Annotated in this window: 20 protein-coding genes and 1 pseudogene; 10 read left to right on the top strand and 11 right to left on the bottom strand. The window is 61.2% G+C overall.

Going from position 1 to position 21,193, the window contains the following annotated elements:
- Positions 1-41 precede the first annotated feature (41 nt).
- From rpsF to ACIPHN_RS20885, 7 genes and pseudogenes are all read left to right on the top strand, one after another.
- Positions 42-287 (top strand): annotated as a pseudogene (gene rpsF, locus ACIPHN_RS20915) (30S ribosomal protein S6); the annotation flags it as partial.
- A gap of 26 nt (positions 288-313) precedes the next feature.
- Entirely contained in the window at positions 314-619 is a 306-nt protein-coding gene (priB, locus tag ACIPHN_RS20910) for a primosomal replication protein N (RefSeq protein ID WP_400439609.1), read from the top strand.
- 48 nt (positions 620-667) lie between these two features.
- A complete protein-coding gene (gene rpsR, locus ACIPHN_RS20905; protein WP_006462643.1) occupies positions 668-952 on the top strand; it encodes a 30S ribosomal protein S18 in 285 nt (94 codons plus the stop codon).
- A 26-nt stretch (positions 953-978) separates the two neighbouring features.
- Positions 979-1,431, top strand: a complete 453-nt coding sequence (gene rplI, locus ACIPHN_RS20900) for a 50S ribosomal protein L9 (protein ID WP_400439605.1) — start codon at positions 979-981, stop codon at positions 1,429-1,431.
- A 204-nt stretch (positions 1,432-1,635) separates the two neighbouring features.
- Positions 1,636-3,081: a replicative DNA helicase gene (locus ACIPHN_RS20895; RefSeq protein WP_400439602.1), complete on the top strand. Its 1,446-nt coding sequence runs from the start codon at positions 1,636-1,638 to the stop codon at positions 3,079-3,081.
- Positions 3,082-3,289: 208 nt separating this feature from the next.
- On the top strand, positions 3,290-3,916 hold the full coding sequence (locus tag ACIPHN_RS20890; protein ID WP_400439599.1) for a DUF47 domain-containing protein: 627 nt from the start codon (positions 3,290-3,292) through the stop codon (positions 3,914-3,916).
- A 67-nt stretch (positions 3,917-3,983) separates the two neighbouring features.
- Positions 3,984-4,991 carry an anion permease gene (locus ACIPHN_RS20885; RefSeq protein WP_400439596.1) on the top strand — a complete coding sequence of 336 codons (1,008 nt, stop codon included), beginning with the start codon at positions 3,984-3,986 and terminating at the stop codon, positions 4,989-4,991.
- A gap of 112 nt (positions 4,992-5,103) precedes the next feature.
- On the opposite strand, the gene ACIPHN_RS20880 is transcribed toward ACIPHN_RS20885, so the two are convergent.
- The 10 genes from ACIPHN_RS20880 to ACIPHN_RS20835 all read right to left on the bottom strand — a co-directional run bounded on the left by ACIPHN_RS20880 (position 5,104) and on the right by ACIPHN_RS20835 (position 15,877).
- Complete coding sequence (locus tag ACIPHN_RS20880) at positions 5,104-6,756, bottom strand: PhoH family protein (RefSeq protein WP_400439593.1); 1,653 nt, start codon at positions 6,754-6,756, stop codon at positions 5,104-5,106.
- Positions 6,757-7,230: 474 nt separating this feature from the next.
- The gene (locus ACIPHN_RS20875) at positions 7,231-7,707 is read right to left on the bottom strand and encodes a peroxiredoxin (RefSeq protein WP_400439590.1); all 477 of its coding nucleotides are present in this window, start codon (positions 7,705-7,707) and stop codon (positions 7,231-7,233) included.
- Positions 7,708-7,759: 52 nt separating this feature from the next.
- Positions 7,760-8,701: a xylanase gene (locus ACIPHN_RS20870; RefSeq protein WP_400439587.1), complete on the bottom strand. Its 942-nt coding sequence runs from the start codon at positions 8,699-8,701 to the stop codon at positions 7,760-7,762.
- Positions 8,702-8,970: 269 nt separating this feature from the next.
- Entirely contained in the window at positions 8,971-10,026 is a 1,056-nt protein-coding gene (locus ACIPHN_RS20865) for a bifunctional UDP-4-keto-pentose/UDP-xylose synthase (RefSeq protein WP_400439584.1), read from the bottom strand.
- A gap of 30 nt (positions 10,027-10,056) precedes the next feature.
- Positions 10,057-10,974 (bottom strand): formyltransferase, encoded by a 918-nt coding sequence (locus ACIPHN_RS20860; RefSeq protein ID WP_400439581.1) that lies wholly within the window; start codon positions 10,972-10,974, stop codon positions 10,057-10,059.
- Entirely contained in the window at positions 10,971-11,927 is a 957-nt protein-coding gene (locus ACIPHN_RS20855) for a glycosyltransferase (RefSeq protein ID WP_400439578.1), read from the bottom strand. The genes ACIPHN_RS20860 and ACIPHN_RS20855 overlap by 4 nt, the downstream gene beginning before the upstream one ends.
- A gap of 184 nt (positions 11,928-12,111) precedes the next feature.
- Positions 12,112-13,233 (bottom strand): DegT/DnrJ/EryC1/StrS family aminotransferase, encoded by a 1,122-nt coding sequence (locus ACIPHN_RS20850; protein ID WP_400439575.1) that lies wholly within the window; start codon positions 13,231-13,233, stop codon positions 12,112-12,114.
- Positions 13,234-13,333: 100 nt separating this feature from the next.
- Positions 13,334-13,705 (bottom strand): EamA family transporter, encoded by a 372-nt coding sequence (locus ACIPHN_RS20845; protein WP_400439572.1) that lies wholly within the window; start codon positions 13,703-13,705, stop codon positions 13,334-13,336.
- Entirely contained in the window at positions 13,702-15,420 is a 1,719-nt protein-coding gene (locus ACIPHN_RS20840; protein WP_400439569.1) for a glycosyltransferase family 39 protein, read from the bottom strand. The genes ACIPHN_RS20845 and ACIPHN_RS20840 overlap by 4 nt, the downstream gene beginning before the upstream one ends.
- Before the next feature lie 76 nt (positions 15,421-15,496).
- Positions 15,497-15,877: an Mth938-like domain-containing protein gene (locus ACIPHN_RS20835; RefSeq protein WP_400439566.1), complete on the bottom strand. Its 381-nt coding sequence runs from the start codon at positions 15,875-15,877 to the stop codon at positions 15,497-15,499.
- A 409-nt stretch (positions 15,878-16,286) separates the two neighbouring features.
- Here ACIPHN_RS20835 and ACIPHN_RS20830 point away from each other — a divergent pair, with 409 nt between their 5' ends.
- Both ACIPHN_RS20830 and ACIPHN_RS20825 read left to right on the top strand, forming a co-directional pair.
- Positions 16,287-17,516 (top strand): pyridoxal phosphate-dependent aminotransferase, encoded by a 1,230-nt coding sequence (locus ACIPHN_RS20830; RefSeq protein WP_400439563.1) that lies wholly within the window; start codon positions 16,287-16,289, stop codon positions 17,514-17,516.
- A 69-nt stretch (positions 17,517-17,585) separates the two neighbouring features.
- Positions 17,586-18,896: a homoserine dehydrogenase gene (locus ACIPHN_RS20825; protein ID WP_400439560.1), complete on the top strand. Its 1,311-nt coding sequence runs from the start codon at positions 17,586-17,588 to the stop codon at positions 18,894-18,896.
- 90 nt (positions 18,897-18,986) lie between these two features.
- Here ACIPHN_RS20825 and ACIPHN_RS20820 read toward each other — a convergent pair whose 3' ends face one another.
- Positions 18,987-19,424 carry a surface-adhesin E family protein gene (locus ACIPHN_RS20820; RefSeq protein WP_400439558.1) on the bottom strand — a complete coding sequence of 146 codons (438 nt, stop codon included), beginning with the start codon at positions 19,422-19,424 and terminating at the stop codon, positions 18,987-18,989.
- 305 nt (positions 19,425-19,729) lie between these two features.
- Between ACIPHN_RS20820 and thrC the strand changes: the two genes are divergently transcribed.
- The gene (gene thrC / locus ACIPHN_RS20815; RefSeq protein WP_400439555.1) at positions 19,730-21,190 is read left to right on the top strand and encodes a threonine synthase; all 1,461 of its coding nucleotides are present in this window, start codon (positions 19,730-19,732) and stop codon (positions 21,188-21,190) included.
- The last annotated feature ends 3 nt before the right edge of the window (positions 21,191-21,193 follow it).

Genomic DNA, 21,193 nt, shown 5'->3' with positions numbered 1-21,193 from the left:
AAATATACACCAAACGCGAAATCAATATCAACCTTGACTAAGAAAGGGGTCGTCGTCAACTGGCCTACCAGATCCAGAAGCTGGCCAAGGCTCACTACGTCTGCCTGAACATCGAAGTCGACAGCGAAACGCTGGCCGAAATCGAAACCGGCTTCAAGTTCAACGATGCTGTCCTGCGCCACCTGACCGTCAAGATGAAGAAGGCCGAAACCGGTCCTTCCCCGATCCTGAAGGCAGTGCAAAAGGAAGACGCAGCCAAGAGCCGCACCGAAGCACCGGCAGCCTGATTGCCCAGCGATTCCCCTGACGGAGAGTGAACCAGCTTCAAGTCATCGCCAGCCTGGCAGAACGTGACGCATTGCGTTACACGCCGGCGGGTATCCCGATTGTCACTGCCAGGTTGCAGCATCAGTCGGAGCAGATGGAAGCAGGAATGCGTCGCCAGGTCGAGTTCGAGATCGTGGCGATGGCCGCCGGGGAAATCTCCGGTAGCCTCAACCGCGCGGCACTGGGAGCAGTATTCCAGTTCACCGGCTTTCTGGCTCGCAGGAATCGCAACAGCAAGAGCGTCGTGTTTCACATCGTTGATTTTGGCCCGGTTGCCTCAGTCCAGGACTGAGGGCTGCGCCAGACAGACCTACCCAATTTTTAGATACAGGAGCCAATCATGGCATTCGGTAAAAAGTTCGATAAAAGCAAGCTGAAAAACAAGCGTCAACAGCAAAACCCGCTGTTCAAGCGCAAGAAATTCTGCCGTTTCACCGCCGCTGGCGTTGAACAGGTCGATTACAAGGACGTGGACACCCTGAAGGACTTCGTCCAGGAAAACGGCAAGATCATGCCGGCACGCCTGACCGGTACCAAGGCCCACTACCAGCGTCAAGTTGACACCGCCATCAAGCGCGCGCGTTACCTGGCCCTGCTGCCGTACACCGATCTGCACAACGCGTAATCTGCGTCGAGAAATAGGAGAAAAACATGCAAGTCATTCTGTTGGAAAAAATCGTTAATCTCGGCGGTCTGGGCGATGTGGTTCGCGTCAAGGACGGTTTCGCACGTAACTTCCTGATCCCCCAGCGCAAGGCACGTCGTGCTACCGACGCTGCGATCGCTGAATTCGAAGCCAAGCGCGCTGAGCTGGAAAAGGCCGCCGCCGAGAAGCTGGCAGCTGCTCAAGCCCAAGGCGAGAAGCTGGCTGGCGCTACCGTTGAAGTGTCGCAGAAGGCCGGCGTTGACGGTCGTCTGTTCGGTTCCGTGACCAACTTCGACATCGCTGAAGCGCTGGGCAAGAAGGGCTTCGTCGTTGAAAAGGCGCAAGTGCGTCTGCCTAACGGCCCCCTGAAGATCGTCGGCGAACACCCGGTGTCGGTTGCTCTGCACACCGACGTGGTGGTTGACGTGACCATCGCCGTGAAGGGTGAGCAAGCGTAATACGCCTGTTTGCTGCAATTCGTTTTGCAATAGAAAAGCCGGGTTCGCCTGGCTTTTTTATTGCCATTTGCTTGTTGGCATCCTTCTGTTCTTGGCCTGGAGCAATGAAGGGGAGGGTGCCTTGCTGTTGCATCTGTTCTTCCATTCTGGCGGGATGCGCAAAAACGTCCGACCAGTCCAACGGCTTCACCCCAGCAGGTTATAATGCGCGCCATGAAAGAATCGTCCCGCGGCAATCCTGAATTTTTCCGCGGCCCGAAGGAGTCTTCCGATCCCCAGATCGATGCGCTCCGCGTGCCGCCACACTCCATCGAGGCCGAGCAGTCGGTACTCGGCGGCCTGCTGCTGGACAATGCAGCCTGGGACCGTATTGCCGATTTCGTCAGCGCCGAGGATTTCTACCGCTACGATCACCGCATCATCTTCGAGCACATCGTCAAGCTGATCAACAGCACCAAGCCGGCTGACGTGATCACGGTCTACGAGGCCATGTCCACCAGCGGCAAGGCCGAAGAGGTGGGCGGCCTGGTCTACCTGAACGCACTGGCGCAGAACACGCCGTCGGCGGCCAATATCCGCCGCTATGCCGAGATCGTGCGCGACCGCGGCATCCTGCGCAAGCTCATCACGGTGGCCGACGAGATCTCGGGCAATGCCTTCAATCCCCAGGGCAAGGACGTGAAGTCCATGCTGGACGAGGCCGAATCCAAGATCTTCGCCATCGCCGAAGAGGGTTCGCGCGGCTCCCAGGGCTTCATGGAGATCCAGCCGCTCCTGACCCAGGTGGTCGAGCGCATCGACGAACTCTACAATCGCGACAACTCCAGCGACATCACCGGCGTCCCCACAGGTTTCATCGACCTGGACAAGATGACCTCCGGCCTGCAGCCGGGCGATTTGATCATCGTGGCCGGCCGTCCTTCCATGGGTAAGACCGCCTTCTCGATCAACATCGGCGAAAACGTCGCCATCGACTCCGGCCTGCCGGTGGCCGTGTTTTCCATGGAAATGGGTGGCGCCCAGCTGGCTATGCGTATGCTGGGTTCGGTCGGTCGCCTGGACCAGCACCGCCTGCGTACCGGTCGCCTGCTGGACGAGGACTGGCCGCGCCTGACGCACGCCATCCAGAAGATGAACGACGCCCAGTTCTACATCGATGAAACGCCAGCGCTGTCGCCTATCGAATTGCGCGCGCGCTCGCGCCGCCTGGCGCGTCAATGCGGCAAGCTGGGCCTGATCATCATCGACTACCTGCAGCTGATGTCGGGTAACGGCGGCAGTTCCTCCGAAAACCGCGCCTCCGAAATCTCGGAAATCTCGCGTAGCCTGAAGGGCCTGGCCAAGGAGCTCAATTGCCCGGTGATTGCGCTGTCGCAGCTGAACCGCTCGCTGGAACAGCGTCCCAACAAGCGTCCCGTGATGTCCGACTTGCGCGAATCCGGCGCTATCGAGCAGGATGCTGACGTTATTTTGTTCATCTACCGAGATGAAGTCTACAATCCCGACTCTCCGGACAAGGGCACTGCGGAAATCATCATCGGCAAGCAGCGTAATGGCCCGATCGGCAGCATTCGCCTGTCCTTCCTGGGGATGTATACCAAGTACGACAACTATATCGGCAATCTGGCGCAGCCTTACAGCGGCGACTAGACGGGGTTTTGGCGGCACGCCGGCCAGGCGTGCCGTCGCACAAGGATCACGGGCGGCAACTGGCCGCGCGTGTCATGCAAGGCGAACGGCTCCCGAGGCCGTTCGTGCAGGACCGGCAGGGCGGGATTCCGGCTTCCATGGGGGGGCAGCCGCAGGCCGGTCCGATACGGCGTCCGATACGGGCGCTAACCATTGATGAGAGAGAAAAATGTTTGGACGATTGATGCCGACTGAAGGCAAATTCTTTGACCTTTTCAATCAGCATGCAGAGCTGGCGGTCAAGTGTGCGAAAGAAATGGTGTCGCTGATGACCAATTTCGATGACCTCGAAATCCGCGTGCATGCCATTGAAGCCGTCGAGAAGCAAGCCGACAAGATCACGCACAATACCATCGAACTGCTGCACAAGACCTTCATCACGCCGCTGGACCGCGACGACATCCACCAGCTGATCACCCGCATGGATGACATCCTGGACCTGCTGGAAGACGCCGCCCAGACCATTTCCCTGTACGACATCAAGGCCATCACACCCGAAGCCAAGCGTCTGGCCGAGCTGTGCCTGAGCTGTGCCGAGAAGGTGCAGGCTGCCGTCGGCCTGCTGTCGAACATGGACAATTCGCGCCAGATCCTGTCGATCTGCCAGGAAATCGACCGCCTGGAATCTGATGCCGACCACGTCATGCGCGCGGCCATGTCCAAGCTGTTCCGCGACGAGCCGGACGTGCGCACGCTCATCAAGCTCAAGGCCATCTATGAAATCCTGGAAACCGTGACCGACCGCTGCGAAGACGTGGCCAACATCATCGAAGGCATCATCGTCGAAAACGCCTGATTCGGGCGGTGCGGCGCTGCCCCGATGTCGATCGGGGACGCCGCCGGCTTCACACTACGGTTTCCCCATGCAAACAATTCAAATCAGCTTCCATATTCTCGCGCTGTTGATCATCCTGGCGCTGCTGTTCGACTTCATGAACGGCTTCCACGACGCCGCCAACGCGATCGCCACCGTGGTCTCCACCGGTGTGCTGCGTCCGCAGACGGCCGTGGCCATGGCGGCCTTCTTCAACCTGGCGGCGGTGTTCGTGTTCCACCAGCTGCACGTGGCCGCCTCGGTGGGCAAGGGCACCATCGAACCGGCCATCGTGGACCAGTATGTGATCTTCGGCGCCCTGATCGGCGCCATCTTCTGGAACCTGGTCACCTGGTATTACGGCATTCCTTCCTCCTCCTCGCATGCCCTGATCGGCGGCCTGGTGGGTTCGGCGGTGGCCAAGGCCGGCACCGGCGCGCTGATCTCGGCGGGCCTGTTGAAGACCATCCTCTTCATCGTGCTCTCGCCCTTGCTGGGCCTGGTGTTCGGCTCGCTGATGATGCTCCTGGTGTCATGGATCTTCTTCCGCTCAACGCCACGCAAGATCGATGGCTGGTTCAGGCGCCTGCAACTGTTGTCGGCCTCGATGTATAGCCTGGGCCACGGTGGTAACGATGCACAGAAGACCATCGGCATCATCTGGATGCTGCTGATCGCCTCCGGCTATTCCAGCCCCGAAGCGCCGCCGATGTGGGTCATCATCTGCTGCTACTGCGCCATCAGCCTGGGCACCCTGTTCGGTGGCTGGCGCATCGTCAAGACCATGGGCCAGAAGATCACCAAGTTGAAGCCGGTCGGTGGCTTCTGCGCCGAAACCGGTGGTGCCATCACCCTGTTCATCGCGACCGCGCTGGGTATCCCGGTGTCGACTACCCACACCATCACCGGCGCCATCGTCGGCGTGGGCGCTGCACAGAAGATGTCGGCCGTGCGCTGGGGTGTGGCCAGCAACATCGTTTGGGCCTGGATCTTCACGATTCCGGCCTCGGCCTTCGTAGCGGCCATCGCCTGGTGGATCGGCGTGCATATCCTGTAGGCCCTGGCATCTGCGGCCGCCGCTGGCGGTCGCGCAATCGCCAAAAAGCAAAAAGCCACGCATTGCGTGGCTTTTTGCTTTACTGCTGATTGTTGACTGCGGCGGGTGTTGCTTACAGCACGTCGCTGGCGTGATCGGCCAGACGCGAACGTTCGCCCCGCGCCAAGGTGACGTGACCGCTGTGGGCCCAGCCCTTGAAACGATCCACCACGTAGGTCAGGCCGCTGGAGCCTTCGGTCAGATAGGGCGTGTCGATCTGCGCGATGTTGCCCAGGCAGACGATCTTGGTGCCGGGGCCGGCACGCGTGACCAGGGTCTTCATCTGCTTGGGCGTGAGGTTCTGCGCTTCATCGATGATGAGGAACTTGTTCACGAAGGTACGACCGCGCATGAAGTTCAGCGACTTGATCTTGATGCGCGAGCGGATCAGATCCTGGGTGGCTGCACGACCCCATTCGCCGGCATCGCCATCGGACTTGTTGAGCACTTCGAGGTTGTCGTCGAAGGCACCCATCCAGGGCCCCATCTTCTCTTCCTCGGTACCCGGCAGGAAGCCGATATCCTCGCCCACGGGCACCGTCACGCGAGTGACGATGATCTCGTTGTAGAGCTTGGTTTCGAGTACCTGTGCCAGGCCGGAGGCCAGCGCCAGCAGGGTCTTGCCGGTACCGGCCTGGCCCAGCAGGGTGACGAAGTCGCACTCCGGGTTCATCAGCAGGTTCAGCGCGAAGTTCTGCTCACGGTTGCGGGCGGTGATGCCCCAGACGCTGTTCTTGGCATGGCCGAAGTCACGCAGGGTCTGCAGCACGGCGGTCTTGCCGTTGATCTGGCTGACCTGGCCGTAGAAGGCCGGTTCGCCATTCTTGGGCTCGATGAAGACGAACTGGTTCACCAGCAGCGAGGGCACGTACGGACCGGTGACCCGGTAGTAGGTGTAGCTGCTGCCATGGCGGCTTTCCTGCCAGGATTCCATGCCCTTGCCATGCTTGTTCCAGAAGTCATCCGGCAATTGCTGGATGCCCGAGTACAGCAGGTCGGTATCTTCCAGCACATGGTCGTTGAAGTAGTCTTCGGCGGGCAGGCCAATGGCACGCGCCTTCAGGCGCATGTTGATGTCCTTGGACACCAGCACCACCGGGCGTTCCGGATACTGCTGGTCCAGCGCGCGCACTACGCCCAGGATCTGGTTGTCGGCCTTGCCTTCGGGCAGGCCTTCGGGCAGCGCCGCATTCTGCAGCTTGGTCTGGAAGAACAGGCGACCCTTGGCATCCTTGTTGCCCAGCTTGGACAGGGGAATGCCCAGGTCGATTGCGTCCTCGGCGATATCGGACACCAGCGCATCCAGGGAGCGCGAGATCTGGCGTGCATTGCGCGCGACTTCGGACATGCCCTTCTTGTGATTGTCCAGCTCTTCGAGCGTGACCATGGGCAGGTAGATATCGTGTTCCTCGAAGCGGAACAGCGAAGTCGGGTCGTGCATCAGCACATTGGTATCGAGCACGAACAGCTTGGACTGGCCCAGCTTGTCGGCCACACGGCTGGTGGGCGACTTGGCACGCGGCGCGACGCTCTTGGGCGCAGCCTTGGGTTTTTCGGCGACGGCAGCGGTCTTGCCGGTGATGCGGGCGCGGGGCGCCGCGATCTCGGGGACGGCGACGGCAACAGCGACTTCCTGTGGTGCAGCGGCAGGCGTTTCGACTAGCGTGATGTTCGGTTTGACAGGTTTGTTGCGATCGGCCTTGGGATAGTCCTCGGGAGACAGCATCGAAGCTGGTTTGCTCGGCATTTTGGGCAGGGGCATCAGGACCTCGGAAGTGGATGAATAAAACACCGCTTTGTCAGAGCGAACAGGTGATACGGTAAGACAGACAGCAAAGGGAGGGACAAAGTGACGGCGCCGCGGGGTCTAATGAAGCCCTTGCCACGGCCAGTCCTGCCTTCGAACGCAGTCGAAAGCGGGGCAGGCCGGGTACAGGCGAGGGCTTGATTAGGGTGGACGGCAAATTGAAAAGTAAAAAAGCCGTTTCGGCAGGCCTTGGGCCTTAACCTGAAACGGCTCCCAGCAAACGGTTTTCTATTTGAATTCAATGGCTTGTATCGTTTGACCGCATTTTTCGAACGCGTTGGAAACGCTTGCCAGGCATTTCCTTCGCGGCCTTGACCAGTGCGGCGCCTCGGTGGGCGCCCACGAGCCTCGTGGGCTCTTGCGACGCAACAACGAGGCTGCATCACGCGCTTGTCAGGCCAGGGTAGTGATGAAGGCCAGTACCTCATCCACGTGGGCAGGAACCTTCACTCCACGCCATTCTTTCACCACTTTGCCGGATCCGTCAATCACAAACGTGCTGCGCTCGACGCCGCGTACTTGCTTGCCATACATGTTTTTCATCTTCATGACATCGAACATGGCGCACAGCGTTTCGTCGGGGTCGGAGATCAGTTCGAAGGGCATGCCCAGCTTGGCCTTGAAGTTCTCGTGCGACTTCAGGCTGTCACGGCTGATACCGAAGATCTCGGTATTGTGCTGCTGGAACTGCGGATGCAGGTCGCGGAACTGCATGCCCTCGGTGGTACAGCCGGGCGTGTTGTCCTTGGGGTAGAAGTACAGCACCAGGTTCTTGCCCTGGAAGTCGGACAGCTGGAAAGTCTTGCCGCTGGTCATGGCCGCCGAGAATTCGGGCACGGTCTTGTTCAGGATGGATGGTCTGTCGGTCAAAGTGGCGCCCCGTAGGTGAAGTCTTCGTTGGTGGATTGCGTGTGCCGCCGGCTTACATGGCCTGCACGATCATCTCGCCCGAACGGCCGGGCAATTCGCCCCAGCTGATCGGCAGGATGGGCAGGACATCATTCTTGATGCTCTCGTAGTAGTCACCCATGGAGACCAGTTCGTATCCCTGGGCGCGCCAGCCGGCGAGCAGTCGTTCGAAAATGGGGCCGAGTTTCTGTCCTTCAAGCTCTGCGTGCAGGGTGAAGACATGATCCCGCGGTTGTTTGGTCAGCTGCAGCAGGAATTCCGCTGCATTGCCGGCATCGATCATCTTGCCGCCAATGGTACGACCGAGGATTTCATCCAGCGTCGGCAAGGTGGTCGGCAGCTGCACGCACGACAGCGGCTTGCCGAAGGCGGAGAGGCGGTGCGGGCCGGCATCGGGGTCGGCCAGGCGGCCATCGTCGCGCAGCTGCGAGCGTCCATCGGAGGAATAGGCGATGCCAAACTGGTCCAGCTGCACGAAGGCATGGTCGTTCATCTGCCAGCCGGCGGCGCCATGGGTGCGCGGCGCATGGCCGAAGATGTCATGGTAGCGTCCATAGGACTGCTGCATGGTCTCGGTGGTCCATTGGGTACTGGCGGTGCGCACGTCATCCTGCCAGACCCGATGGTCCCAGGTGTGGATGCCGCATTCGAAACCGGCATCGTAGGCATCGCGCATGAATTGCGCGCAGGTCTTGCCGATGTCGGGGGCCGGCAGCAGGGTGCCGTACATCAGGGTCTTCAGGCCATAGTGCTCGACCACCGAAGTGCGCGAGACCTTGCTGAAGAAACCGGGGCGGAAGATCTGCTTGAGCGCCCAGCCGGTGTGATCCGGGCCCAGCGAAAACAGGAAGGTGGCGCCGGCACCATGGCGGCGCAGCTGGCTGATCAGGTTGGGAACGCCCACGCGGGTACCGCGGTAGGTGTCGGCGTCGATCTTGAGAGTGAGTTTGGGCAAGGTGAAGAACCGGAAGAGGGTGGACGGTCATGCGCCGTCCTGTTGTTGCAGGTGCTGGGGCGCTTGTCGCCCCGGCCATGCTGGTATGTGAGACTAGCATTGCGCGCCGGATAGAACAATATGCAGCAACGCAGCATACAGCCTCATTTTCGGCGCTCAGGCCCATCTGTTACTTGATGAAAAGACAATGCGCTGGCAATCGCGTCGTCGTCCCAAAAGCAAAACCGCGCCAGAGGCGCGGTTTGCAGGAGGCGGAGCTGAAGAAAAGATCAGTCCACCAGGGCGCGCGCCTCAGCCACCTGGCTGCGGTAGGCGTCGAAGATGTTGCGCAGGGTGTCGGCCATGGTGGTCTTGGGCGCCCAGTTCAGTTCTTCGCAGGTGTTGGTGATCTTGGGGACGCGGTTCTGCACGTCCTGGTAACCCTTGCCGTAGTAGGCGGTCGAGGTGGTTTCCACCAGCTTGACGTCCTTGGCAGTGTCGGCGTACTCGGGGTACTCGGCAGCCAGCTTCAACATCATGTCGGCCAGGTCCTTGATCGAGTAGTTGTTGACCGGGTTGCCGATGTTGTAGATCTTGCCGGTGGCTACGCCACCTTCGTTGGCGATGATCTTCATCAGCGCGTCGATACCGTCGTCGATGTAGGTGAAGGCGCGCTTCTGCAGGCCGCCGTCGACCAGGGAGATGTTCTCGCCACGGACGATATGGCCGAAGAACTGGGTCACCACGCGGGACGAGCCTTCCTTGGGGGTGTGGATCGAATCCAGGCCGGCGCCGATCCAGTTGAACGGACGGAACAGGGTGAAGTTCAGGTTGGCTTCCATGCCATAGCCCCAGATCACGCGGTCCATCAGCTGCTTGGCGCAGGAGTAGATCCAGCGCGGCTTGTTGATCGGGCCGCAGATCAGTTCGGACTCTTCCGGATCGAATTCCTCGTCATGGCACATGCCATAGACTTCCGAGGTCGAGGGGAAGACCAGATGCTTCTTGTACTTGGCGGCCGAACGCACGATCGGCAGGTTGGCTTCGAAGTCCAGCTCGAACACGCGCAGCGGGGCGTTGACGTAGGTCGAGGGGGTGGCAATGGCCACCAGCGGCAGGATCACGTCACACTTCTTGACGTGGTATTCGACCCATTCCTGGTTGATGGTGATGTCGCCCTCGAAGAAGTGCATGCGCGACTTGTAGGCCTCGTTTTCCAGAATGTCGGTGATGCGGTCAGTCATCATGTCCATGCCGTAGACGTGCCAATCCGTGGTTTCCAGGATGCGCTTGGACAGGTGGTGGCCGATGAAGCCGTTGACGCCGAGAATGAGGACTTTTTTCATAATGTTGAGAGCTTGGTGAATGGCCGGACTTCAGGAGGCCATGTATTTCAGGTAATTGTTGAGCGAAGCATCCTGATCATTGATCTGGATGCCCAGGATCTGGAGGAAGTTGCCATCGCCACAACGCGCGTACAACTTGCCGCCTTCGAAGAACTTGTCCTGCATGCCATGGGCCCGCTGCAGGGCAGGATGGGCCGATGGCGGAACCAGCCGGGTTCTCGTGACCGTAATTTTATCACCCGCGATTTCCTCGAAGGCACCTGGATACGGTGGCGCCACCGCGCGCACCAGATTGTGCACCTCGCGGGCGGTACGACGCCAGTCGATACGACCATCTTCGGGCTTGCGACCACCATAGTAGCTGCCCTTGGACAAGTCGTTGGGCATGTTGGGCGTACGCCCCGAGAGCATCGCCGGCAGCACGTTCCACAGCGTCAGTTCGGCCGCCACCACCACCTTGCCGAATACCTCGTGGGCGGTATCGTCGGGCAGGATGGGCACCGAGGTCTGGGCCACGATGGCGCCGGCATCCGGCTTGACGGTCATTTCATGCAGGGTGGCGCCGGTTTCGGTCTCGCCGTGCAGCACCGCCCAGTTGATCGGCACGCGGCCGCGATACTTGGGCAGCAGCGAGCCGTGCATGTTGTAGGCACCGTGCTTGGCCACTGCCAGTACTTCCACCGGCAGCATATGGCGATAGTAGAAGCTGAAGATGAAGTCCGGCTGCGCAGCCTGGACCTGGGCCAGCAGTTGCGGCGACTTGGGATCGGTGGGGGTGATGCAGGTGATGCCATGTTCGCGGCAGACCCCGGCCACCGAGCCGAACCAGATGTTCTCGCTGGCGCTGTCTTCGTGGGTGACCACCAGGGAGACCTGCACGCCACGGGCGAGCAAGACCTTCAGGCAGCGCACACCCACGTCATGGTAGGCAAAGACGACGGCGTTCATGATGTTTGACTGTCTTCTTCAGAGGATTTCTCGAGGATGGCCTGCACCACATAGCGCGGGCGCGCACGCACCTGCATGTAGATACGGCCGATGTATTCACCCAGGAGGCCGATCGAGAACAGGATCACGCCCATCAGGAAGAAGGTGATCGCGAAGAGGGTGAAGACACCGCCCACTTCGGCGCCGATCAGCAGGCGGCGCAGCACGATCAGGATGAACAGCGCCGCCGAGGCGAACGACAGGCCAATGCCCAGGAGCGAGAAGAACTGCAGCGGCACCAGCGAGAAACCGGTCACCAGGTCGAAGTTGAGACGGATGAGGCTGTAGAACGAATACTTCGACTCGCCCGCCGAGCGTTCCTCGTGCTCTACCACGATCTCGGTCGGCTTGCGGGCGAAGGTATAGGCCAGCGCCGGGACGAAGGTATTGACTTCGCGGCATTTGTTGACCAGATCGATCACGTTGCGGCCGTAGGCGCGCAGCATGTTGCCCTGGTCGGTCATCTTGATGCGGGTGATCTTTTCGCGCAGGCGGTTCATGGCCTTGGAGGCGTAGGTGCGCCATGCCGAATCCTGGCGCTTGCGGCGGATCGAGCCGACGTAGTCGTAGCCTTCGCGCATCTTGGCCACCAGGTTGCCGATTTCTTCGGGCGGGTTCTGCAGATCGGCGTCGAGGGTGACGACGACGTCGCCACGGGTGGCTTCGAAGCCGGCCATGATGGCCATGTGCTGGCCATAGTTGCCGTTGAAGAGGACCACGCGCGTGACATCCGGGCGCAAGCGATATTGCTCGGCCAGGATGCCGGCCGAGCGGTCGCGGCTGCCATCGTTGACGAAGATGACTTCATAGCTGTAGCCCAGCGCGTCCAGCGCCGGATACAGGCGCTCGAACAGCTTGGATAGCCCGGATTCCTCGTTGTATACCGGGATGACGACGGACAGTTCTGGTTTCATCAAATGCTTGAAATGCTTGTACTGAAATAAATCAAAGGCCCGATGCACCGCGACTGATTGTTGTCGCGGCGTTCAGGCCCGCTTGATACCAAGGGAACTACGATGTTGCAATAATGCAATAAAAATGCAATTAAAGCGAATTACATTGAATTATGCCGAATTTTTGTGTCAATTCGGCAATAAATCAGCGAAGTACCGATTTTACCGTTTCGACTGCGCGGACAACGTCATCTTTACTCATTGCATTGAACATCGGCAAGGAGACGATGCGCTGGCCCACGCGTTCAGACACCGGGAACATGCCTTCCTTGAAGCCGCGGTCGCGATACAGCTTGAGCAGGTGGATGGCCGGGTAGTGATAGCCGATGCCGACCTGCTGCTCCATCATCTTTTCCATGAAGGCGGCGCGGGTGATGCGCTCCGGCAGCACCAGCTGGAACATGTGCCAGTTGGAGTTCTCGAAGTCAGCCACCGGCAGCTGGGCGCCGTATTGCGCTTCGAAATCGTTGCCGAAGCAGGCGAAGTAGTGGCGCGCCAGCTCCTTGCGATGGGCAGTGATGGCGTCGATGTGGGCAAACTGGCCCAGGCCGATGGCGGCGGCCACGTCGGTCATGTTGAACTTGCCGCCCAGGACATCCACTTCCAGGCCATCGAAGCCGCTGCGGGTGACGCCTTGCAGGCGATACTTCTCGGCCAGGCGTGCCTCGTCGGCGTTGTTGAGCACCAGGAAGCCACCTTCGGAGCTGGTGATGTTCTTGTTGGCCTGCAGGCTGAAGGAGACGAAGTCGCCAAAGGCGCCGATGCGCTTGCCGTTCCAGGTCGAGCCCAGTGCCTGGGCCGCGTCTTCCACCACGCGCAGCTTGTGCTTGGCGGCAATCGCGTACAGGCGGTCCATGTCGACCGGCAGGCCGGACAGGTAGACCGGGATCACGGCCTTGGTGCGCGGGGTGATGGCGGCTTCCAGGCGGTCCAGGTCGATGTTGCGGGTGATCGGATCGATATCGGCGAAGACCGGAGTCGCGCCGGTTTCCAGGATCACGTTGGCGGTGGCGACCCAGGAGATCGGGGTGGTGATGACTTCGTCGCCGGGACCGATGCCGGCGATGCGCAGCGCGATCTCCATGGTGCAGGTGCCGGAGTTGAAGGTACGCACGATGCGGCCGCCCAGGTAGTCCGACAAGGCCTTTTCAAACGCCTGCACCTTGGGGCCGCTGGTGATCCAGCCCGAACGCAGCACCTCGCCGACGGCGGCGATGGTGGGTTCATCGATGGTGGGTTTGGCAAAAGGCAGGAAGGGCAGGCTCATTGTGGAATCCGGTCAGACGATGTTATTGGGTGGGGCGGGCAGGCGCCTCGCCACGGCCGCTCCCGGGAAGCCCCGGCGAACGGCAGCTCGCTATTGTAAATCAGCTTCTGGTCAGCAAGACCACGCCGACGATGATCACGCCGATGGCCAGGAGGCGCTGCAGGGAGATCGCCTCACCCAGGAAGTACCAGGCGCCGACGGCGTTGATGATGTAGCCCAGTGACAGCAGCGGGTAGGCAATGGTTACATCGACCCGCGACAGGCCGATGATCCAGACGCCCACCGAGATCACGTAGCAGCTCAGGCCGCCGATGATGGGCAGCTGGGTCGCCAGTTTCAGGCCGGTGGCGAACCAGTTCTCGGCTGTGAGATGGATCGCGCCCACGGCATTGGTGCCGGCCTTGAGCAGCAGTTGCGCCACGGCATTGAGGCAGATGCCGACGAAGATGAAGCCGAAGGTGGTCAGGTTCATTTGCCCGCCTTCTTTGTCGTCACTTCGGGCGCCGGATCATTGGCCACGATCACGCGGCGCGGATCCTGGCCGATCAGGCGCATGGGCAGCTTGCGTTCCTGCAATTGCTGGTAGATCTTGGGGTCGATGATGGCGATATCCTTCTTGCCGGCGCCGTTGTCGGCCACCCACTGCGCCACGAAGGCGTCGATGGTCGGCAGCCACAGTTGCGGCTCCTGCTTCAGGCCGAACTCCATTTCATCGGCATGCTGCACCAGGATCATGGTGCGACGCAGGTAGAAGGGCAGTGCCTGTTCATAGCGGCCCACCAGGTAGACCGGGGTTTCCGGCTTCAGCTCGGCCTGCAGCGCCGGCACGTAGTCAACACCGGCCGAGTAGCGGCCTTGCGGGTCGTGGCCCAGCATGAGCAGCTGGCCGGCGGCAAAGGCACTGACGGCCAGGGCGGTGACGGCCCAGTCCTTGTGCTGGCGCGCCAGGCGGATGGCGGCGATGCCGCCGACGAAGAAGATCAGCGTGGCCGCGTAGATGTAGGGGACGTGCGCCTCGATCAGCGGCAGCGAATAGGCATCCTTGGCCAGCGACGGCACGCGCGGGATGAAGGCCAGGCCGACGGCGGCCGGCAGGGCCACCAGCGAACCCGCCCAGGCCAGGGCCTTGTGGTCGGCTTCTTCCAGGTAGCAGGCGATCAGCAGGGCCAGCGCCGGGAAGATCGGCAGGATGTAGGACGGCAGCTTGGAGTCCGAGATGCTGAAGAACACGAAGATGAACACCGACCACACCAGCAGCAGCCGCTTGGGCTGGAAGCGGCCACCGTTCAGGCTGTTGTAGCCGGCGGTATCACGCTGCTCGTGGGTGCCTCGCCACAGGCTCTGGAAGAACACACCCAGCCAGGGGATGATGCCCAGCACCAGGATGGGAATGAAGTAATACCAGGGACCGGTGCGGCTATGGATCTTGGTGGTGAAGCGCTGGAAGTGCTCGTGGATGAAGAAGAATTGCGGGAATTCCGGGTTGCGCAGCGACACCGCCACGAACCAGGGAGTGCAGATGGCGAAGAACAGCAGCAGGCCCTTGACCAGGTGCAGGCGCTTCCAGATCGCCCAGTCGCGGGCGAAGAGGGTGTACAGCACCAGTACCGCACCGGGCAGCACGATGCCGATCAGGCCCTTGGAGAGGGTGGCCAGGGCCATGCCGGCCCAGCACAGCAGCATCCAGTTGCGCTGGCTCTCGCGCGAGGCGCCATCGCGCTGTGCCATCAGCAGGGCGCACAGCGAGATGGTCATCATGCCCGACAGGCCCATGTCCAGCGTATTGATGTGGCCCATGCCCGCCCAGAAGAAGCTGGACGCCAGCACCAGCGTGGCATAGAAGCCGACCCGGCCGCTGAAGATGCGGCTGCCGGTATAGCCCGCCAGGCCGATGCCCAGCAAGCCGCACAGGCCGGTCCACAGACGTGCCTGCCATTCACCCAGGCCGAAGAGCTCGAAGGTGATGGCGTTCATCCAGGTTTGCAGGGGCGGCTTCTCGAAATACTTGATGCCGTTCAGACGGGTGGTGATCCAGTCCTGGGTGGCCACCATTTCGCGTGCCATTTCGGCGTAGCGGCCCTCATCGGTGGGGACCAGGACGCGCGCGCCCAGCATCCAGAACCAGGCCAGCAGGAAGAGAATGAGGAGCGTCCAGACGAACGCCTTGGATTTATACAGTTCGCGCATTGTTGACAGCGTTTCCTTGTGCGTGTTTTGCGTATTGATGCGTTTTCTTGGGTTTCTTGTGGCCGCAGGGACGCACTCAGGCGGGCGGGGCGATGATCAGTGCCAGCGCCACCTTGCGGCCCTCGGCCATGAGGATGTTGTAGGTGCGGCAGGCAGCCTGGTTGTCCATGCATTCCACGCCGATGCGGCGCGCGGTCAGCACCGTGGTCAGCTTGGGGTGGACGAAGCGCTGGCGCTCGCCGGTGCCCAGGATCACCACGTCCGGCGCGGTGGCGTCGATCTGCTCGAAATGCGCGCTGGTGAGCGCCTCGAAGCTGTCGACCGCCCACGGCACCGGTTCGCTTTCGGGCAGGACCAGCAGGCTGCTGGTGAAACGGATCGCATTGAGCTCGACACCATCCTCATCGTAGGCGGTGACGGTCTGGTATTGCTTGGTTTCGGTTGAGTGGAGCTTCATCGCAGGATCGGCAGGATGGGTTGCGGGGCAGCCGGGTCACGGGTGGTGGCCAGGCCGGGATGTCATTCCGACATGCATCGCAGCAACTTGATCGTAAAGTGCAGCATTGTAGCCGTTTCCTTACCCGACGCACGCCTATTTGATTGATAAAATGCTTAGCTTTGGGCAAAATGGCCGGTTCCCGGCAAGCCTTTGGGGCTGCTCCCGCAGCCGCTTTGCAGGTGCTTTGTATTGCACTGCAGCGTACCCGGGAGCTAGGACGCCAGGCAGCAAAATGCATGGGGACGCGTCGTGATGGAGAGGCCGGGGCCACAAAGGTTCCGGATCCGCCGACGCGCCAGCGCAATCTGGTCCACCGGAGCATCCGGATGCGGGCCGTGTCGAAATGATTAGAGGACGAGGAAGAGCTGTGCGACAGATTCAGAAATCCAAGAAGCTGGCAGATGTGTGTTACGACATTCGTGGTCCCGTGCTGGAAAAGGCACGGCAGATGGAGGAAGAGGGCCACAAGATCATCAAGCTCAACATCGGCAACCTGGCCGCCTTTGGCTTCGACGCCCCAGACGAGATCGTGCAGGACATGATCCGCAACATGGGCAATGCCTCCGGCTATACCGATTCCAAGGGCCTGTTCGCGCCGCGCAAGTCGGTCATGCACTACACCCAGCAGAAGAAGATCGAAGGCGTCACCATCGATGACATCTACCTGGGCAATGGCGCCTCCGAGCTGATCGTCATGAGCGTGAACGCCTTGCTCAACACCGGCGACGAAGTGCTGGTGCCGTCGCCCGACTATCCGCTGTGGACGGCTGCCGTGAGCCTCTCCGGCGGCACCCCGGTGCACTACGTCTGCGACGAGCAGCAAGGCTGGCAGCCCGATATCGCCGACATCCGGAAGAAGATCACGCCCAACACCAAGGCCATCGTGGTCATCAACCCCAACAACCCGACCGGTGCGCTGTATTCGGTGGACGTGTTGAAGGAGATCATCGAAGTGGCGCGCCAGCACCAGCTGATCATCCTGGCCGACGAGATCTACGACAAGGTGCTCTACGACGGCAACACCCACACCTCGCTGGCGTCGCTGGCCGATGATGTGCTGTTCATCACCTTCAACGGCCTGTCCAAGAACTACCGTTCCTGCGGCTACCGTGCCGGCTGGATGGTGGTCTCGGGTGAGAAGAAGCATGCCCGCGACTATATCGAAGGCCTCAACATGCTGGCCTCGATGCGCCTGTGCGCCAATGCGCCGGGGCAGTTCGCCATCCAGACCGCGCTGGGCGGCTACCAGAGCATCAACGACCTGGTCGGCCCGCAAGGTCGCCTGACCAAGCAGCGCGACCTGGCCCACAAGCTGCTCACCGACATCCCCGGCGTGAGCTGTGTGAAGCCCAAGTCGGCCCTGTACATGTTCCCGCGCCTGGATCCGGAGATCTATCCGATCAAGGATGACCAGGAATTCGCCTATGAGCTGCTGGCCGAGGAAAAGGTCTTGATCGTGCAGGGCACCGGCTTCAACTGCCCCACGCCCGACCACTTCCGCGTGGTGTTCCTGCCCAATACCGACGACCTGACCGAGTCCATGGGCCGTATCGCCCATTTCCTGGAAGGCTATCGTCGCCGCCACGGCACGGCCTGAGTTCTTGCAGTACCCGTCCTGGGCGTAGGGAGCGCAGGACGGTCATTTTTCACCAACCACGAAGACAATATGAAATCCATCAAAGTAGGTTTGCTCGGCATCGGCACCGTGGGTTCCGGTACTTTCAATGTTCTCAAGCGCAACCAGGAAGAGATTGCGCGCCGTGCTGGCCGAGGCATTGAAATTACCATGGTGGCCGATCTCAACACCGAGCGCGCCACCGAACTGACCAATGGAGAAGTCAAGGTTGTCAACGACGCCAATCTGGTGGTGAGCAATCCCGACATCGACATCGTCATCGAGCTGATCGGCGGCTATGGCATCGCCAAGGACCTGGTCCTCAAGGCGATCGCCAACGGCAAGCACGTGGTCACGGCCAACAAGGCCCTCATCGCCACGCACGGCAACGAGATCTTCAAGGCAGCCCAGGAAAAGGGCGTCATGGTGGCCTTCGAGGCGGCCGTGGCCGGTGGCATCCCCATCATCAAGGCACTGCGCGAAGGCCTCACCGCCAACCGCATCCAGTGGATCGCCGGCATCATCAACGGCACCACCAACTTCATCCTCTCGGAGATGCGCGACAAGGGCCTGGACTTCGACGTGGTCCTGAAGGAAGCGCAACGCCTGGGCTATGCCGAAGCCGACCCCACCTTCGACATCGAAGGCGTGGACGCGGCCCACAAGCTGACCATCATGGCCTCGATCGCCTTCGGTATTCCGGTGCAGTTCGACAAGGCCCATGTGGAAGGTATCACCAAGCTGCAGGCCAGCGACATCACCTATGCCGAGCAACTGGGCTATCGCATCAAGCTCCTGGGCATCACCCGCCAGACTGCCAATGGCATCGAGCTGCGCGTGCATCCGACCCTGATCCCGGCGTCGCGCCTGATCGCCAATGTCGAGGGGGCGATGAATGCCGTGGTGGTGCGTGGCGACGCCGTCGGCGAGACCCTGTACTACGGCAAGGGTGCCGGCTCCGAGCCGACCGCCTCGGCCGTGATCGCCGACCTGGTCGACATCACCCGCCTGGCGACTGCCGACCCCGAGCACCGCGTGCCTTACCTGGCCTTCCAGCCCAATGCCATGGCCGATACCCCGGTCCTGCCGATGAGCGAAGTCACCACCAGCTACTACCTGCGCATGCACGTGGCCGATGAGGCTGGCGTGCTGGCCGATGTCACCCGCATCCTGGCCGATTCGTCGATTTCCATCGACGCCATGCTGCAGAAGGAGCCGGCTGAAGGTGAACAGCAGACCGATATCATCATGCTGACCCACCAGACCCAGGAAAAGAACATCGAGGCAGCCATTGCCAAGATCGAAGGCCTGTCCACCCTGCTGGGCAAGGTCACCAAGATCCGTCTGGAAGAGCTGAGCTAAGCTGGCTCACCGCTAGAATGAAAAAACGGAGCCCGCGGGCTCCGTTTTTTCTTGCTGCCACCATGGCCGGGCTGGCCGGCCGGGCAGGGCTTACTTCTTCAGTTCGAAGCCGCACACCGCCTGCAGCATGGCGTCGCCCACCGACAGCGGCTTGGGCTTGACGAATTCCATGCCCTTGAGGGCATCGCTGTGGTCGCGCTTGTCGCCCTTGCCATCAGCGTCGGCAAAGATGATCTCGCGCGCCAGCTTCATGGTGCCGGCCTTGCAGTTGTACTGGTGCAAGTCCTTGTAAGACTTCAGCATGGGGAAGTCCTTGTCGCCGGCATTGGGACGCGCCTGCTTGAAATTCCACAGCGACCAGGCTTCGCGGACGCCACCGGACTCGATGATGGAGTCGGTGTCCACCAGCAGCTCTGCCTGGTCCGAGCCACCCAGCGACTGCCAGTTCTCGGCGTGGGCCGGGAGGGTCGCCAGCAGGGCGCCGAACAGGCCAGAAGCTGCCAGCAGGGTCTTGATCTTGAATGTCATGCTGTTTCCATCCTTCCTGAGTGTTTGAATACTGTCTTTGGCGTGGCCAGCGTGCCAACATTGCGCAGACATGAGGCATTGCAGTGCACGAAGTGGCGCAGCATAGCCCGGCGATGGCCGGCTTTCAAGGCCGGTAACGCTTTATTTCAAGTTTCAGGTCATTTCACGCGCATGGTGTCAAAAAGAAATACGAGCCCGCGCCGCTGTTCTTTTGTGCAGTGCGCCGGCTGGCCGTATAATCGTGGACTTTCCTCCGATTCTCCTATTCCACGCACCCAGCCGCCTGTTTGGCGCTTCCTATCGACATGCACTACGTTTCCACCCGCGGTCACGCTGCAACTCCTTCCTTTTCCGAAATCCTGCTGGGCGGCCTGGCGCCGGATGGCGGCCTGTATCTGCCGGTGCAGTATCCGCAGGTCAGCGGCGCCGAGCTGGACCAGTGGCGCAGCCTGTCGTATGCCGACCTGGCGGTCGAGGTGCTGAAGAAATTTGCCACCGATATCCCCGAGGCCGACCTCAAGGCCCTGGCGCACAAGACCTACACCGCCGACGTCTACCGCAACACCCGGGCCGGCGAGGATGCCGCCCAGATCACGCCGCTGCGCACGCTGCAGGAGCAGGATGGCAAGAAGCTGGTGCTGCAGAGCCTGTCCAACGGCCCCACGCTGGCCTTCAAGGACATGGCCATGCAACTGCTGGGCAACCTGTTCGAATATGCGCTGGCCAAGAAGGGCGCGGAACTGAACATCGTCGGCGCCACCTCGGGTGACACCGGCAGTGCCGCCGAATACGCCATGCGCGGCAAGAAGGGCATCCGCGTCTTCATGCTGTCGCCGCACAAGAAGATGAGCGCCTTCCAGACGGCCCAGATGTTCAGCCTGCAGGATCCCAATATCTTCAACCTGGCCGTCGAAGGCGTCTTCGATGACTGCCAGGACATCGTCAAGGCCATCTCCAACGACCTGGAGTACAAGGCCGCCAAGAAGATCGGCACCGTCAACTCGATCAACTGGGCGCGCGTGGTGGCCCAGGTGGTGTACTACTTCCGTGGCTACCTGACCGCGACCACCAGCAACGAGCAGAAGGTGTCCTTCACCGTGCCCTCGGGCAACTTCGGCAATATCTGCGCCGGCCACATCGCCCGCATGATGGGCTTGCCCATCGACAAGCTGGTGGTGGCCACCAACGAGAACGACGTGCTCGACGAATTCTTCCGTACCGGCGTCTACCGTGTGCGCAAGTCGGCCGAGACCTACCACACCAGCAGCCCCAGCATGGACATCAGCAAGGCCTCCAACTTCGAGCGCTTCGTCTACGACCTGCTGGGTCGCGACAGCGCACGCGTGAAGGCCCTGTTCCACAAGGTCGAGACCGCCGGTGGCTTCGACCTGACCGGCAAGCCCGGCAGCGACGGCGATGAATTCGCCAGCGTGATCCAGTACGGTTTCGCCTCCGGCCGTTCCACCCATGCCGATCGCCTGGAGACCATCCGCTTCGCCGAAAAGACCTATGGCATCACGGTCGATACCCACACCGCCGACGGCATCAAGGTGGCGCGTGAGCACCTCACCCCGGGTGTGACCATGATCGTGCTGGAAACCGCACTGCCGGCCAAGTTCAACGAAACCATCCGCGAAGCCCTGGGCCGCGATGCCGACCGTCCGGCCGGCTTCGAGAACATCGAAGCGCTGCCGCAGCGCTTTGAGGTCGTGCCAGCCGAGGCCGCCCGTGTGAAGGCCTTCGTGGCCGAGCATACCGGCCTGTAAGCC

Source organism: Herbaspirillum sp. NPDC087042 (genome assembly GCF_044745245.1).
GTDB lineage: Bacteria > Pseudomonadota > Gammaproteobacteria > Burkholderiales > Burkholderiaceae_D > Herbaspirillum.
The sequence above is the reverse complement of the archived record's forward strand: the minus strand, read 5'-3'. Positions and strand labels throughout refer to the sequence as shown.

What these genes read in the sequence shown, in the direction of transcription:
- ACIPHN_RS20825 (WP_400439560.1), top strand. Translation starts at nt 17,586, where the DNA reads ATGAAATCCATCAAAGTAGGTTTGCTCGGCATCGGCACCGTGGGTTCC.
- ACIPHN_RS20860 (WP_400439581.1), bottom strand. Translation starts at nt 10,974, where the DNA reads ATGAACGCCGTCGTCTTTGCCTACCATGACGTGGGTGTGCGCTGCCTG.
- ACIPHN_RS20820 (WP_400439558.1), bottom strand. Translation starts at nt 19,424, where the DNA reads ATGACATTCAAGATCAAGACCCTGCTGGCAGCTTCTGGCCTGTTCGGC.
- ACIPHN_RS20855 (WP_400439578.1), bottom strand. Translation starts at nt 11,927, where the DNA reads ATGAAACCAGAACTGTCCGTCGTCATCCCGGTATACAACGAGGAATCC.
- ACIPHN_RS20895 (WP_400439602.1), top strand. Translation starts at nt 1,636, where the DNA reads ATGCGCGCCATGAAAGAATCGTCCCGCGGCAATCCTGAATTTTTCCGC.
- rplI (WP_400439605.1), top strand. Translation starts at nt 979, where the DNA reads ATGCAAGTCATTCTGTTGGAAAAAATCGTTAATCTCGGCGGTCTGGGC.
- ACIPHN_RS20880 (WP_400439593.1), bottom strand. Translation starts at nt 6,756, where the DNA reads ATGCTGTCTCCCGAGGACTATCCCAAGGCCGATCGCAACAAACCTGTC.
- ACIPHN_RS20840 (WP_400439569.1), bottom strand. Translation starts at nt 15,420, where the DNA reads ATGCGCGAACTGTATAAATCCAAGGCGTTCGTCTGGACGCTCCTCATT.
- ACIPHN_RS20885 (WP_400439596.1), top strand. Translation starts at nt 3,984, where the DNA reads ATGCAAACAATTCAAATCAGCTTCCATATTCTCGCGCTGTTGATCATC.
- ACIPHN_RS20865 (WP_400439584.1), bottom strand. Translation starts at nt 10,026, where the DNA reads ATGAAAAAAGTCCTCATTCTCGGCGTCAACGGCTTCATCGGCCACCAC.
- ACIPHN_RS20845 (WP_400439572.1), bottom strand. Translation starts at nt 13,705, where the DNA reads ATGAACCTGACCACCTTCGGCTTCATCTTCGTCGGCATCTGCCTCAAT.
- ACIPHN_RS20890 (WP_400439599.1), top strand. Translation starts at nt 3,290, where the DNA reads ATGTTTGGACGATTGATGCCGACTGAAGGCAAATTCTTTGACCTTTTC.
- ACIPHN_RS20835 (WP_400439566.1), bottom strand. Translation starts at nt 15,877, where the DNA reads ATGAAGCTCCACTCAACCGAAACCAAGCAATACCAGACCGTCACCGCC.
- thrC (WP_400439555.1), top strand. Translation starts at nt 19,730, where the DNA reads ATGCACTACGTTTCCACCCGCGGTCACGCTGCAACTCCTTCCTTTTCC.
- ACIPHN_RS20850 (WP_400439575.1), bottom strand. Translation starts at nt 13,233, where the DNA reads ATGAGCCTGCCCTTCCTGCCTTTTGCCAAACCCACCATCGATGAACCC.
- rpsR (WP_006462643.1), top strand. Translation starts at nt 668, where the DNA reads ATGGCATTCGGTAAAAAGTTCGATAAAAGCAAGCTGAAAAACAAGCGT.